Source organism: Geodermatophilus sp. SYSU D00696 (genome assembly GCF_054050235.1).
The window spans coordinates 30,716-44,436 of sequence record NZ_JBJGYY010000040.1; the positions used below are offsets into that span (position 1 = coordinate 30,716).

At 76.2% G+C, this 13,721-nt stretch carries 13 protein-coding genes and 1 riboswitch; of the genes, 4 read left to right on the top strand and 9 right to left on the bottom strand.

Features of this window, described 5'->3' with window-relative positions:
• Positions 1 to 8: 8 nt before the first annotated feature.
• Positions 9 to 126: riboswitch (SAM riboswitch) on the top strand.
• A gap of 42 nt (positions 127 to 168) precedes the next feature.
• The 3 genes from ACI79O_RS20280 to ACI79O_RS20290 all read left to right on the top strand — a co-directional run bounded on the left by ACI79O_RS20280 (position 169) and on the right by ACI79O_RS20290 (position 3,874).
• The gene (locus tag ACI79O_RS20280; RefSeq protein WP_456892775.1) at positions 169 to 1,461 is read left to right on the top strand and encodes a bifunctional o-acetylhomoserine/o-acetylserine sulfhydrylase; all 1,293 of its coding nucleotides are present in this window, start codon (positions 169 to 171) and stop codon (positions 1,459 to 1,461) included.
• A gap of 1 nt (position 1,462) precedes the next feature.
• A complete protein-coding gene (metX, locus tag ACI79O_RS20285; RefSeq protein WP_456892777.1) occupies positions 1,463 to 2,584 on the top strand; it encodes a homoserine O-acetyltransferase MetX in 1,122 nt (373 codons plus the stop codon).
• Between the two features lie 231 nt (positions 2,585 to 2,815).
• Positions 2,816 to 3,874, top strand: coding sequence for a threonine aldolase family protein (locus ACI79O_RS20290; RefSeq protein ID WP_456893410.1), 1,059 nt, complete (start codon positions 2,816 to 2,818; stop codon positions 3,872 to 3,874).
• A 31-nt stretch (positions 3,875 to 3,905) separates the two neighbouring features.
• On the opposite strand, the gene ACI79O_RS20295 is transcribed toward ACI79O_RS20290, so the two are convergent.
• On the bottom strand, positions 3,906 to 4,484 hold the full coding sequence (locus ACI79O_RS20295) for a gamma carbonic anhydrase family protein (RefSeq protein ID WP_456876939.1): 579 nt from the start codon (positions 4,482 to 4,484) through the stop codon (positions 3,906 to 3,908).
• Between the two features lie 63 nt (positions 4,485 to 4,547).
• Here ACI79O_RS20295 and ACI79O_RS20300 point away from each other — a divergent pair, with 63 nt between their 5' ends.
• Positions 4,548 to 5,126: a YdeI/OmpD-associated family protein gene (locus ACI79O_RS20300; RefSeq protein WP_456915029.1), complete on the top strand. Its 579-nt coding sequence runs from the start codon at positions 4,548 to 4,550 to the stop codon at positions 5,124 to 5,126.
• Positions 5,127 to 5,203: 77 nt separating this feature from the next.
• Here the strand turns inward: ACI79O_RS20300 and ACI79O_RS20305 are convergent, their stop codons facing one another.
• From ACI79O_RS20305 to ACI79O_RS20340, 8 genes are all read right to left on the bottom strand, one after another.
• Positions 5,204 to 6,220 (bottom strand): C40 family peptidase, encoded by a 1,017-nt coding sequence (locus tag ACI79O_RS20305; RefSeq protein ID WP_456893414.1) that lies wholly within the window; start codon positions 6,218 to 6,220, stop codon positions 5,204 to 5,206.
• A 168-nt stretch (positions 6,221 to 6,388) separates the two neighbouring features.
• The gene (locus tag ACI79O_RS20310; RefSeq protein ID WP_456893416.1) at positions 6,389 to 6,844 is read right to left on the bottom strand and encodes a hypothetical protein; all 456 of its coding nucleotides are present in this window, start codon (positions 6,842 to 6,844) and stop codon (positions 6,389 to 6,391) included.
• Positions 6,845 to 7,026: 182 nt separating this feature from the next.
• Positions 7,027 to 7,329, bottom strand: a complete 303-nt coding sequence (locus ACI79O_RS20315; RefSeq protein ID WP_456876943.1) for a hypothetical protein — start codon at positions 7,327 to 7,329, stop codon at positions 7,027 to 7,029.
• A gap of 154 nt (positions 7,330 to 7,483) precedes the next feature.
• Positions 7,484 to 8,167, bottom strand: a complete 684-nt coding sequence (gene npdG / locus ACI79O_RS20320) for an NADPH-dependent F420 reductase (RefSeq protein ID WP_456893418.1) — start codon at positions 8,165 to 8,167, stop codon at positions 7,484 to 7,486.
• A gap of 77 nt (positions 8,168 to 8,244) precedes the next feature.
• Entirely contained in the window at positions 8,245 to 9,291 is a 1,047-nt protein-coding gene (locus ACI79O_RS20325) for an LLM class F420-dependent oxidoreductase (protein ID WP_456915030.1), read from the bottom strand.
• 173 nt (positions 9,292 to 9,464) lie between these two features.
• Positions 9,465 to 10,856, bottom strand: a complete 1,392-nt coding sequence (locus ACI79O_RS20330; RefSeq protein WP_456915031.1) for a metallopeptidase TldD-related protein — start codon at positions 10,854 to 10,856, stop codon at positions 9,465 to 9,467.
• Positions 10,853 to 12,364 (bottom strand): TldD/PmbA family protein, encoded by a 1,512-nt coding sequence (locus ACI79O_RS20335; protein WP_456915032.1) that lies wholly within the window; start codon positions 12,362 to 12,364, stop codon positions 10,853 to 10,855. The genes ACI79O_RS20330 and ACI79O_RS20335 overlap by 4 nt, the downstream gene beginning before the upstream one ends.
• A 9-nt stretch (positions 12,365 to 12,373) precedes the next feature.
• Positions 12,374 to 13,582 (bottom strand): hypothetical protein, encoded by a 1,209-nt coding sequence (locus ACI79O_RS20340; protein ID WP_456915034.1) that lies wholly within the window; start codon positions 13,580 to 13,582, stop codon positions 12,374 to 12,376.
• Positions 13,583 to 13,721 lie beyond the last annotated feature (139 nt).

The window sequence follows — 13,721 nt, forward strand, 5'->3', positions numbered from 1 at the left end:
CGGGGCAGGCTCACGAGAGGCAGCGCGAAGCACCTGGCTTGCTGCCCGGCAACCTCTTCCTCCGTCTGAGGTGCTCCCAGGGGAAGAGCCGGCCGTGCGGCGCCCGCTGCCCGGCAAGGACGGAGCACCTGTGCGCCGCAGGTCCTCCGGAGCGAGAGGAGACGGCGCGTGACCGACCCGAAGAGCTGGAGCTTCGAGACCCGGCAGATCCACGCCGGCACCAGCCCCGACCCCACGACGGGCGCCCGGGCGCTGCCCATCTACGCCACCACCAGCTACCAGTTCCGCGACACCCAGCACGCCGCGGACCTGTTCGCGCTGGCCGAGCTGGGCAACATCTACACGCGGATCATGAACCCCACGCAGGACGCGCTCGAGCAGCGCGTGGCCTCCCTCGAGGGCGGGGTCGCGGCGCTCGCGGTGGCCAGCGGCCAGGCGGCGGAGACCCTCGCACTGCTCAACGTCGCCGAGGCCGGCAGCCACGTCGTCGCCTCCGCCTCGCTCTACGGCGGCACGTACAACCTGCTGCACCACTCGCTGCCCAAGCTCGGCGTCGAGGTCTCCTTCGTGGAGGACCCCGACGACCCGCAGAACTGGCAGGCGCTCGTCCGCGAGAACACCAAGGCGTTCTACGGCGAGTCGATCGGCAACCCCAAGGGCGACGTCCTCGACATCGCCGCGGTCGCCGAGGTGGCCCACCGCAACGGCGTGCCGCTGATCGTCGACAACACCATCGCCACGCCCTACCTGGTGCGCCCGCTCGAGCACGGCGCCGACGTCGTCGTCCACTCGGCCACCAAGTACCTCGGCGGCCACGGCACCGCGATCGCCGGGCTCATCGTCGACGGCGGCGGCTTCGACTGGACCAGCGGGAAGTTCCCCGGCTTCACCACGCCGGACCCGACCTACCACGGCGTCGTCTACGCCGACCTCGGCGCCCCGGCCTACGCGCTCAAGGCCCGGGTGCAGCTGCTGCGCGACCTCGGCCCGGCGATCAGCCCGTTCAACGCCTGGCTGGTCGTCCAGGGCATCGAGACGCTGTCGCTGCGGATGGAGCGGCACGTGGCCAACGCCCAGCGGGTGGCCGAGTTCCTCGAGGCCCACGACGAGGTGGAGTCGGTGCACTACGCCGGCCTGCCGTCCTCGCCGTGGTACGCCGCCCACCAGCGCTACGCCCCGAAGGGCGCCGGGGCGGTGCTCGCCTTCGAGATCCGCGGCGGGATCGAGGCCGGCCGGCGGTTCGTCGAGGGCCTGGAGCTGCACAGCCACGTCGCCAACATCGGCGACGTGCGCAGCCTGGTCATCCACCCGGCGTCCACGACGCACTCGCAGCTGACCGCGGAGGAGCAGCTGACCACCGGCGTCACGCCCGGTCTGGTGCGGCTGGCCGCCGGCCTGGAGGGCATCGAGGACATCCTGGCCGACCTCGAGGCCGGGTTCCGCAGCGCCAAGGGGGCCTGACGTGACGGGGGTGAGGGACGCCCCGGCGTCCCTCACCCCGCCGCACACCGGCGGGTGGCGCGACGGCGACCCCACCGGGGACCGGCTGTTCCTCGACCTGGACGGCCCGGTCCGGCTGGAGCGCGGCGGGGTGCTGCCCGGCGTCCGGGTCGCCTACGAGACGTGGGGGACGCTCGCGCCCGACGGCGGCAACGCGGTGCTGGTCGAGCACGCGCTGACCGGCGACAGCCACGTCACCGGCCCCGCCGGACCCGGCCACCCGACGCCGGGCTGGTGGGCGCCGCTGGTCGGGCCGGGCGCGCCGCTGGACACCGACCGGCTCTTCGTCGTCTGCGCCAACGTGCTCGGCGGCTGCCAGGGCACCACCGGGCCGTCGTCGACGGCGCCCGACGGCCGCCCGTGGGGATCGCGGTTCCCCGAGGTGACCGTCGCTGACCAGGTGCTGGTCGAGGCCGCGCTGGCCGACGCGCTCGGCGTCCGCCGGTGGGCCGCCGTCGTCGGCGGGTCGATGGGCGGCATGCGGGCGCTGGAGTGGGCGGTCGCGCTGCCCGACCGGGTGGCCGGGCTGTTCTTCCTCGCCTCGGGTGCCGCGGTCACCGCCGACCAGCTGGGCACCCAGACCACCCAGCAGGCCGCCATCCGCGCCGACCCCGCGTGGGCGGGCGGTGACCACCTCCCGGGTCCGGGACCGGTCGCGGGCCTCGGTGTCGCGCGGCGGATCGCGCACCTCACCTACCGCAGCGCGTTCGAGCTCGAGGAGCGGTTCGGCGCCACGGTCCAGGACGACGGCCGCTTCGCCGTCGCCTCCTACCTCGACCACCACGCCGACAAGCTCGCCCGCCGCTTCGACGCCGGCAGCTACGTGGTGCTCACCGAGGCGATGAACACCTGGGACGTCGGCCGCGGCCGCGGCGGCGTGGAGGCGGCGCTGGCCCGCGTGACGGCCCGCGCCGTCGTGGCCGGGGTCGACAGCGACCGGCTCTACCCGCTGGGGCTGCAGCAGCGGGTGGCCGACGCGCTCGGGGTGCCGCTGCGGGTGCTGTCCTCGCCGTACGGGCACGACGGCTTCCTCGTCGAGGCCGACGCCGTCGGCGCGCTGGTGCGCGAGCTGCTGGGCACCTGAGGTCCCGCTTCCCCTCCCCCGGGGGGGGGGGGGGGGGGGGGGGGGGGGGGGGGGGGGGGGGGGGGGGGGGGGGGGGGGGGGGGGGGGGGGGGGGGGGGGGGGGGGGGGGGGGGGGGCGGGGCGGAGCCCCCCCGGCGCCCCCCCCCCCCCCCCCCCCCCCCCCCCCCCCCCCCCCCCCGCTCACGGGGGCCCGGACGGGCGAGATCACGGGATCTCGGCAGACTGGCGCGCGTGACCGACCTCGAGGAGCTGCGCGCCACCTGCGACCGGGCGCTGTCCGGACACGGGCCGGTGCGGGCCGCGGAGCTGCTGGCCACCGTCCCCGCCGACACCGCGGTCGACCGGTACGGGAGCGGCGGCGTCGTCGCCGAGCTCGAGGACGAGGTGGCCGCCCTGCTGGACAAGCCCGCGGCGGTGTACCTGCCCAGCGGCACGATGGCGCAGCAGGCGGCGCTGCGGGTGCACGCCGGGCGCACCCTGCGGCGCACCGTCGTCGCCCATCCCCAGTGCCACCTGTTCCAGCACGAGGGCGGGGCGCTCGAGCGGCTGCACGGGTTGGTCCCGCGGCCGGTCGGCGACCGCAACCGGCTGCTGCTGCGCGCCGACCTCGACGCCGTCGCCGAGCCCCCGGCCGCGCTGGTGGTGGAGCTGCCCCAGCGGGACCTCGGCGGGCAGCTGCCGCCGTGGGACGACGTCGTGGAGCAGACGGCGTGGGCGCACGACGTGCACTCCGTGGCCCACCTCGACGGCGCCCGGCTGTGGGAGGCCGCCGCGGGCTACGGGATGCCGCCGGCCGACCTCGCCGCCCCCTTCGACACCGTCTACGTCAGCTTCTACAAGGGCCTCGGCGCGCTGGCAGGGTGCTGCCTGGCCGGGCCGGCCGACGCCGTCGCCGAGGTGCGCGAGTGGCGGCACCGGCTCGGCGGCACGCTGTTCGGTCTGTGGCCCGGCGCGGCCTCGGCGCTGAGCTGCCTGCGGCAGCGGCTGCCGCTGATGCCGGCCTACCTGGAGCGGGCGCACGAGGTGGCGCGCTGCGTGCGCGACCTGCCCGGCGTGCGGGTGGTGCCCGACCCGCCGCAGACGCCGATGCTGCACCTGCTGCTCGAGACGACGCCCGAGGCCTTCCGGGACGCCGCCCGCGAGCTCGCCGAGGAGGGGCTGTGGACCTGGCCCGCGCCGGCGGCCACCGGCGACCCGGCGGTGCTGCGGGTGGAGCTCGCCGTCGGCGACGCGACGATGGCGCTGCCGCTGGAGGAGGTGCGCGCCGCCGTCGCGCACCTGGTGAGGTGATGGAACGGCCCCCTGCGCAGGGGGCCCTCCGCTAGTCCGCGGCGTCGCCCGGGATGTGCCCGGCCGGGGGCAGCGGGCGGCGCACCACCGGCCGCACCTTCCGCGCCGCGGGCAGCCGCTCGGTGTAGCTCTGCGCGTTGAGCCGGATGTGGGTCAGGTCGTCGTCGGTGGCCTGCCGGATGACCTTCGCCGGGACGCCGGCCACCAGCGAGCCGGGCGGCACCTCGGTGCCCTGGGTGACGACGGCGCCCGCGGCCACGATCGAGCCGGAGCCGATGTGCGCGCCGTTCATGACGATGCTGCCCATGCCGACCAGGACGTCGTCGTCGACGCGCGCGCCGTGCAGCACGACCCGGTGGCCGACGGTCACGCCGCGGCCGATGACCAGCGGGAAGCCGGGGTCGGAGTGCAGCGTGCTGCCGTCCTGGACGTTCGAGCCCTCGCCGATCTCGATGACCTCGTGGTCGGCGCGCGCGACCGCGCCGTACCAGATGCTCGAGCGTGGGCCCATCGTCACCGCGCCGACCACCACCGCCGTCGGCGCGACGAACGCCTCGTCGTCGATGGCCGGTGCGCCGAAGTCCAGCTGAGCGATGTAGTTGTCCGCCACGGCCCCACCCCAGCACACCCGACCCCTGGACGGCACCCGGGACCGCGGCCAGGATCGGCGCCCGTGACCGTGCCGACCGACCTGCCCGTGCTGGCCTTCCCCGACCAGGCCGCCTTCGAGGAGTGGCTGGAGGCCGAGCACGCCACCGCGCCCGGCCTGTACGTGAAGCTGGCGAGGAAGGGCGCCGGCGTCCCGTCGCTGACCTACGCCGAGCTGGTCGAGTCGGTGCTCTGCTACGGGTGGATCGACGGCCGGTCCAACCGCTTCGACGAGCGGTCCTATCTGATCCGCGTGACGCCGCGGCGGCCGCGCAGCGTGTGGTCGCAGAGGAACGTCGAGGCCGTCGCCCGGCTGGTCGAGGCCGGCCGGATGCGCCCGGCGGGGCTGGCCCAGGTGGCGGCCGCGCAGGCCGACGGCCGCTGGGAGCGCGCCTACGCCGGCCCGGCCACCGTCACCGTCCCCGACGACCTGGCCGCCGCGCTCGACGCCGAGCCCGCCGCCCGGGCGGCCTTCGACGCCCTCGACTCGCAGAACCGCTTCGCCGTCCTGTTCCGGGTGCACACCGCCGCCACCGCGGCCACGCGGGCCCGGCGGGTGGCCGCGGCCGTGCAGATGCTCGCCGAGGGCCGCCGGCCGAACTGAGGGCGAGGTGCTGGAACGGCCCCCGTCCAGGGGCCCACCCTGAGCGTGCGAAGGGTGGGGAGGACGGGGGTCCTCCGTCAGGCGACGCGGACGGCGCCGCGGTACCCCGCCTGGTCGACGCTGGTCACCGCGACCGGCTGACCGAAGGTGCGGGCGTGCACCATCTTGCCGTCGCCGATGTAGAGGCCCACGTGGCTGACCGGCGAGTAGAAGTAGACGATGTCGCCGGGCAGCAGCTCGGCCCGCGACACCGGCGTCCCCATCGTCGACTGCGCCCGGCTCGAGTGCGGCAGGGAGATCCCGGCGGCGGCGTAGGCGTACTGGGTCAGCCCGGAGCAGTCGAAGCCGTCGGGACCGGAGGAGCCCCACACGTAGGGGTCGCCGAGCTGGGCGAGGGCCGTCTCGACGGCGGTGGCGGCCGCGGGACCGGGTGCTCCGGCCGTGGCCGCGGCGGCCGACGGCGCGGCCAGGACCGGCCCGGCCAGCGCGGCGGTGACCCGCGCCTGCTCGGCCGCCGACAGCCGCGCGAAGTCGGCCTCGTACTGGTCGATCTGCTCCTGCACCTGGGCCTGCTGCTCCTGCAGCGTGCGCAGCGACGCGGTGGCCTCGGCGGCGGCGACCTCCGCCGCGGCGCGGGTCTCGGCCGCACGGGCCTGCGCGGCGGCCACCTCGGTGAGGACGCCGTCGGTGTGGTCGGCGATGAGGTCGATCATCGTCATCTGCGCGACCAGGTCGTCGGCGGAGTCGCTGCCGAGGAACGCGGCCACCCGGGACCGGGTGGTGCCGGTGTAGCCGCTCTGGGCGATGGCGCGGATCGCCGGCTCGTAGCGGGCCAGCGTGGCCTCGGCCTCGTCGGCGGTGCGGTCGGCGTCGGCGGCGGCCTGCTGCTGGGCGGTGACGGCGAGCTCGGCCTGGTGCACCTGCTCGTCGAGCGTGGTCAGCTGCCGGCCGGCCTCCTCCACCAGCCGCTCGGCCTCCGCCGCGGTCGACGGCGCGGCGGCGGCCGACCCGGGCACGAGCACGAGGGCCACCAGGCCGGTGGCGGCCAGGACCGCACCCGTCCAGCGGCGTCCCGTCGTCCGGTTGCGCTGCACGATCGGCCTCCCCCTGCCGCCTCGCCGGGCGGCCCGCTCTGGTCGGTACGGACCGTAGGGAGGTGGTGAGCGGAGCGTGTGCAGGGCGCGCGGTGATCGGGACGGGCGGGACCCCGTGCGTCCCGTTCGTCCCACCCGCCCCGTACGTCGCGGGGAGGGCCGGTCCTGTCAGGGGGCGATGCTGCGGCGCCGGTCGGGAGCGAGCGGGACGAGGGCGTCGGCGACCGCGCCGGTGACGAAGGAGTAGAGCGCCTTGCCGGCGAGGTCGACGACCTGGTCGCGGCGGGACCACGTCCACGGCGGGTCGCCGACGCCGGTGGCGTTCTCGAGGGTCTGGTCGGTGGCCAGCCGGACCGAGGTGTGCCAGGCCGAGGCGCGCCAGCCGCGCAGCCCGCTGGCCGACCAGACGCCGCGCAGCGCGCCGACGGCGGCACCGGTGCCCCAGTGCATGAGGTGGTTGCGGACGAACGGGCGCGCCGACCCGGGCAGACGGCGCCGCGTGGCCAGCGCGGTCAGCGTGCGCCCGGGCACGTAGGAGTCCGGCCTCCGGGTCACCTGCTGCTCGGCCTTCTCGGCCAGGGTCATCGCCGCGGTGCCGGCCAGTCCGGCCAGGGCACCGCGCACAGCCGCTCGTCCCAGCATGCGGCGCCGGTACCCGTGTGGACGTCCCCGAAAGACCGGCGGTGGTGACGTGCCGGAACGGCCACCCTCCAGGGTCCCGCGCCGAGCAGGTGAGGTGCTGGACCGGCCCCTCTGCAGGGTCCCACCGCGAGCGTGCGAGCGGTGGGGGCAGAGGGGTCCTTCGATCAGCCGGCCAGGGGCTCCTGGGCGTCGAGGCCGGACACCCGCTGCAGGTCGCGCAGGACGGCCGACAGCTCGTCCGCGGTCCACGGCTCGCAGCAGTCGCAGCCGTCCTCGTCGAAGCAGCGCAGGCCCAGCGTGCCGCCGGCCTGGTCCTCGTCGATGGACAGGTGCCCGCCCTGCGGCGAGCGGTGGCAGGCGCAGGCGGAGGCGCACAGACCGATGCCCCACCCGGACACGACGACCGTCCGGCCGTCGTCCCAGATCTGGCCCACCTGGAACACGGAGGGCTTCTGCGTGCGGGTCATCGGGTGCTCCCCTCGACACCCCCGGGATCCCGGAGGCCTGCTGCGGTTGCGCCGAAAAGTAATCCGCGAACCGTGTTTGAGGGCATCACCCCTGCGGTATGACACGCCGTTTCGTCGTCGTGCGTCACAGGCGCCTCACGCGTGGGCCGGCGTCTCAGACGTCGGTGACCCGCAGCCCCGCGTGCGCCCTGTACCGCCGGTTGACGCTGATCAGGTTGGCCGTGAGCGCCTCCACCTGGCGGGCGTTGCGCAGCCGGCCGGCGTAGATCCCGCGCATGCCCGGCACCAGACCGGCCAGCGCCTGCACCAGGTCGGTGGCCTCGCGGTCGTCCCCGAGCACCAGGACGTCGGTGTCGACCTCGGCCACCTCCGGGTTCTCGAGGAGGACGGCGCTCACGTGGTGGAACGCGGCGACGACGCGGCTGTCCGGGAGCAGCGCCGCGGCCTGCTGCGCGGCCGAGCCCTCCTCGACCGGGATCGCGTAGGCGCCCTGCTTGTCGAAGCCGAGCGGGTTGACGCAGTCGACCACGATCTTCCCGGTGAGCTCCTCGCGCACGGCGGTCAGCAGGTGCTCGTGCCCCTCCCAGGGCACCGCCACGACGACGACGTCGCCGGCCCGGGCCGCGCCGTGGTTGTCGGCGCCTGCGACCTCGCCGCCGGTGGCGCCCGCGAGGTCGGCGGCGGTGGCGGCGGCCCGCCCCGGGTCCCGGCTGCCGAGGACCACCCGCACGCCCGCGGCGGCGAACCGCCGGGCCAGGCCGCGCCCCTGCGGGCCGGTGCCTCCCAGCACCGCCACGGTCAGGCCCTCGGGCACGCCGGCCCCGCTCGCCTCGGTCACTGGACGCCTCCTCGCCGCGCTCCACGGCGGAGCGCCCGGGGCCGGACGCTAGCCGACGCCGCGCGGGGGCCCGCCGGTCACAGGTCCTGCGCCAGTTCCCGCAGTTGCTCGACGGTGCGCAGCCGGCCGGCGCGGTCGGGCTGGACGAGGGAGGTGACGAGCGTGGTGACGCCGGCGTCGCGGAGTGCGGCCAGCCGCTCGGCCACCCATGCCCGGGGACCCACCAGCGAGGTGGCCGCGACCAGCTCCGCGGGGACCGCCGCGGCCGCCTCCTCCCGGCGGCCGGAGAGGTAGAGGTCCTGCACGGTGGCCGCGGCCTCGGCGTAGCCGTAGCGGACGGCGAGCTCGTGGTAGAAGTTCTTGCCGCGGGCGCCCATCCCGCCGACGTAGAGCGCGAGGTCGGCCCGGGAGCGCTCGCGCAGGTCGCCGAGGTCCTCGCCGATCGCGCAGGGGACGCCGACGCGGACGTCGAGCGGGCCCAGGGCCGGGTCCCGCCGTGCCGTGCCGGCGGCGAGCGCGGCGCCCCAGGTCTCGGCCGCCCGCTCGGGGACGAGGAAGATCGGCTCCCAGCCCTCCGCGATCTCGGCGGTGAGCTCGACGTTCTTCGGCCCGATGGCGGCGATCGTGATCGGGATCCGCTCGCGCACGGGGACGTTGACGAGCTTCAGGGGCTTGCCGAGGCCGGTGCCCTGGTCCGGCGGCAGGGGGATCGTGTACCGGCGCCCGGCGTACACGACCCGTTCCCGGCGCCAGACCATCCGGCAGATCTCGACGATCTCGCGCTGCCGGGCCAGCGGCGCGTCGTAGCGGACGCCGTGGAACCCCTCGACCACCTGCGGCCCGCTGGCCCCCAGGCCCAGGGTGAAGCGGCCGCCGGAGACCATGTCCAAGCCGGCCGCGGTCATCGCGGTCAGGGTCGGCGTGCGGGTGAAGGCCTGCAGGATGCCGCTGGTCAGCTCCATCCGCTCGGTGACCGCGGCGAGGTACCCGAGCTGGCTGACGGCGTCGAAGCTGTAGGCCTCGGCGACCGAGACGAGCTGCAGGCCGGCGCGTTCGAGCTCGCCGATCTCCTCCGCGACCTGCCGGAAGCCGCCGTCGTACCGGATCCGCATGCCGACGCGCACGTCGCGCCTCCTGGTGCCCCGCCCGTCGTGACCGGCGTCACCCTACGGGCGTGCGCTCGCCCGGCACCCTGCGCTGCCGGGGTTCCTCGCGCGGTGCGGGCGCTGCGGCACCGGCAACGCACGAGGAACGCCGGCAAGGCCGCGCCCGTGAGCAGTCCTGCAACCGGCCCGCGTCAGCTGGCCGGCGACACCGAGCTCATGTTGAAGTCCGGCACGCGCACCGGGGGCATCGCCGCGCGGGTGAACCAGTCGTTCCACTCCCGCGGCAGCGTGCGCTCGGTGCGGCCGACCTGGGTGATCCGCGCCAGCAGGTCCACCGGCGACTCGTTCCACCGGAAGTTGTTCACCGCGCCGGTCACCTCCCCGCCCTCGACGAGGAACACGCCGTCGCGGGTGAGCCCGGTCAGCAGGAGCGTCTGCGGGTCGACCTCGCGGATGTACCAGAGCGTGGTCAGCAGCAGCCCGCGGTCGGTGGCGGCCACCATCTCGTCCTGGGTGGCCGTGCCCTCCGGCGACTCGAGGACGAGGTTGTCGACGGCGGCGACGGCCGGCGCGGTGGTCTTCAGCGCCCACGCCCGCGGCCGCACCAGGTTGGTGAGGACGCCGTCGCGGATCCAGTCGACGGCCGGCGTCGCCATGCCGTTGTCGAACACGCTGGCCGACCCCGACGAGGCGCCGACCACCTGGAAGGGCGCCGCCTCCAGCCCCGGGGCGTGCGGGTCGCTGCGCAGGGTCAGCGGCAGCGCGGCCAGCCGGTCGCCGATCCGGTTGCCGCCGCCCTTGCGGGCGAACACGTTGCGGCCCTCGTCGGCGTCGCGGGCCTCCATCGTCCAGTAGGCGTAGAGCATCAGGTCGCTCACCGCCGACGGCGGCAGCACCGTCTCGTAGCGCCCGGCGGGCAGGTCGACGCGGCGCTGCGCCCAGCCGAGCTTGCGCTCGACGTCGGCGGCGAGGCCGGCCACCGAGACGTCGCGGAAGTCGCGGGTCCCCACGCCGGACCACACCGAGCGGGCGTAGTCGGTGCTCTTGCCGTTGAGCTCCACCCGGCCGGTGGGCTGGTCGTGACGCAGCCGCAGGCCGGTGGAGGTGCCCAGGTAGGTGGTGGTCATGGCGTGCTCGGCGTAGCCGAACAGCAGGTCGCCGCGGTCGCGGGCGGCGCCGAACGCCTCGCCCAGCGCGGGCGCGAACTCGGCGAACACCTCGATGGAGGTCTCGGCGGGGTCGGCGTCCCAGTCCCCGCTGCCCGCCGGGGCCTCGGTGACCAGCGGGACGGCGTCCTCGGCCGGCCCGGCGTCGCGGGCGGCCTGCTCGCTCGCGGCCACCAGCTCGGCGACGTCGGGCGTGCCGGTCCGGGCGACGGTGCCCGTGGCCATGCCCTGGCCGCCGTCGACGAACGACACGACGACGACCTGGCGCGAGCGCATCGCCCCGTTCGTGGTCAGGCTGTTCGACGCCCACCGCAGGTTCGCCTCGGTGCTCTCCACGACGAAGACGACGCACCCGTCGGCGGTCGACGCCGCCAGCGCCTTCTCGACCAGCTGCTGTGCGGTCAGCTGGCTGCTCATCGCCCGCCCTCCTGGACCGTGTTGAGGATGGTGACGCCCTCGAAGAGCGCCGCCGGGCAGCCGTGGCTGACCGGCGCGACCTGCCCGGGCTGGGCCTTGCCGCAGTTGAACGCCCCGCCGAGGCGGTAGGTGGAGGGGCCGCCGACGGCGCGCATCGAGCCCCAGAAGTCCGTGGTCGTCGCCTGGTAGGCGACGTCGCGCAGCTGCCCGGCGAGCCGCCCGCCCTCGATGCGGTAGAAGCGCTGGCCGGTGAACTGGAAGTTGTAGCGCTGCATGTCGATCGACCAGCTCTTGTCGCCGACGACGTAGATGCCGCGCTCGACCCCGCCGATCAGGCCCTCGAGGTCGGGGCCGTCCGCGGCCGGCTGCAGCGAGACGTTGGCCATCCGCTGCACCGGCACGTGCCGCGGCGAGTCGGCGAACGCGCAGCCGTTGGAGCGCGCCATCCCGCCCAGCCGCGCGGTGTTGCGGTCGACCTGGTAGCCGACCAGCACGCCGTCGCGGACGATGTCCCACCGCTGCGCCTCGACGCCCTCGTCGTCCCACCCGATCGTCGACAGCCCGTGCTCGACGGTGCGGTCGCCGGTGACGTGCATGAGCTCCGAGCCGTAGCGCAGGCTGCCCAGCCCGTCGACGGTGGCGAAGGAGGTGCCGGCGTAGGCGGCCTCGTAGCCCAGCGCCCGGTCCAGCTCGGTGGCGTGCCCGACCGACTCGTGGATGGTCAGCCACAGGTTGGACGGGTCGACGACGAGGTCGTGGCGGCCCGGCTCCACCGACGGCGCCTTGGTCTTCTCCCGCAGCAGCTCGGGGATCTCCGCCAGCTCGCCGTCCCAGTCGTAGCGGCCGTCGGTCAGGTACTCCCAGCCGCGGCCCACCGGCGGGGCGAGTGTCCGCATGCTCTCGAACGCGCCCGTCGTCCGGTCGACGGTCAGGGCGGTGAACTCCGGGGAGATGCGCACCCGCTGCTGCCGGGTGCGGGTGCCGGTGGTGTCGGCGTAGTACTTCTGCTCCTTGACGTGCGTGCAGCCCGACTGGACGTGCTCGACGCCGTCGGCGGCCAGCAGCCGCTCCGACAGCTCGGTCAGCAGGGCGGTCTTCTCCGCGTCGGGGACGTCGAAGGGGTCGACGTCGTAGGCCGACACCCAGGTCCCCTCGTGCCGGGGCTCGGGCGCGAGCTCCACCCGGTCGGTGGCGAGGGCCGCGGACACCTCCGCGACGGCGACCGCCTGCTCGGCCAGCCGGACCGCCTCGGCCGCGGTCAGGACGACGCCCGCGGCGAACCCCCAGGTGCCCTCGTGCACCACGCGGACGGCCAGCCCGAGGTCCTCGCCGGTGGCCAGCGCCTCCAGCCGCGCGTCGCGCAGGGTGATCGACTGGGTGCGGATCCGCTCCACCCGCAGGTCGGCGTGCTCGCAGCCGAGGTCGACCGCCCGGGTCAGCGCCGCCTCGGTGAGCGCCGAGAGCGGGAGCGCCAGGAAGGACTCGTCCACGTCGCGGGAGGCAGCCACCTCCTGTGTCTACCAGCCGGGCGCCCCTCCGCCGTCCACCGGCCGACCGCTCGGGACGTACCGGGCGAGGAGGACGGTCGCGATCCCCGCCAGCGCCATCAGCGCCAGGGCGGGGGACAGGCCGACGAGCCCGGCGAGGGCGCCGATGGCCGGTGCGCCGGTGAACGACCCGACGTAGCCGATGGTGGTGACGGTCGCGATCGCGGCCGGCGGGGGCGTGCTCCGACCCGTCGCGCGGGACCGCGCGTCGGGGGCGGCGCCGAGGACGGTGGGCGCCAGCGGCGCGACCCCCAGGCCGAGCACCACCCAGCCGGCCAGCGCGACGGCGCCGGTGGGGGCGAGGACGACGAGGACTGTCCCGAGGACGACGACGGCGCCACAGCCGCGCACCAGCCGGGCACGGGACCAGCGGAGCAGGACCCGGTCGGTGACGGCGCGGCCGAGCACCAGCGTGGCGGTGAACGCCAGGAACCCGCCGGCAGCCGCTCCGGGCGCCGCGCCGTGATCGGCCTCCAGCGAGACGGCGACCCAGTTGGTCGCGGCGCCGTCGACGAGGAACGCGCAGAACGCGATCGCGCCGACGAGCAGCAGCTGCCCCGACGGGCGGAACCGGCTGCGGCCGCGCGGCGGGGGAGCGGCGGCGGGCAGCATCGGCGCCGTCCCCACCAGCCCCGCGACCAGTCCCGTGGCGGCGACGGCCGCGAGGTGGGCCGTCAGCGGCACGTCCGCCGCGGCGGCCGCGGTGGCCCCGGCGGCGCCCGCGAGCAGGCCCAGCCCCTGCGCGGCCTGCAGCCCGGACAGCAGCGGCCGGCCGGCCCGGCGCTCCAGTTCGACGCCCTGCACGTTCAGGGCGACGTCCAGCACGCTGTTCGCCGCGGCCCAGACCGCCAGGCCGCAGGTCAGCAGCAGGAGGTCGGGGGCGAGCGCCGCCACCAGGACGCCGGGTGCGTAGACCACGAACCCGACCTGGGCGGCGCGGCGACCGCCCCACCGGGTGGCCAGGGCGCCGCCGAGGGACAGCCCGAGCACCGCGCCGCCCTCGACGCCGAGGACGGCCACGGCCAGCTCGCCGGCGGAGAGGTCGAGCCGTCCCTGGACGGCGGGGATGCGCCCGAACCAGCTCGCCGAGACCAGCCCGGTCACCACGAACGCCACCAGCGCGCCGGCGCGCGCCCGACGCAGCCGGCCGGCGGCGGCCACGGCGGCCTGCTGCTGCACGGGACCTGCGGTACCCGGATCGGCGCGCCGCGCACGGACCCGCGAGTCCCCCTCGGTGCCCTTCCGCCGAAGTGCACCGACCCCGGCCCCGGGGTAGCACCCGCGCCCTCAAAGCCGACCCCGGCACTGACGACCCCAG

What these genes read in the sequence shown, in the direction of transcription:
- ACI79O_RS20315 (WP_456876943.1), bottom strand. Translation starts at nt 7,329, where the DNA reads ATGACCCGCACGCAGAAGCCCTCCGTGTTCCAGGTGGGCCAGATCTGG.
- ACI79O_RS20330 (WP_456915031.1), bottom strand. Translation starts at nt 10,856, where the DNA reads ATGAGCAGCCAGCTGACCGCACAGCAGCTGGTCGAGAAGGCGCTGGCG.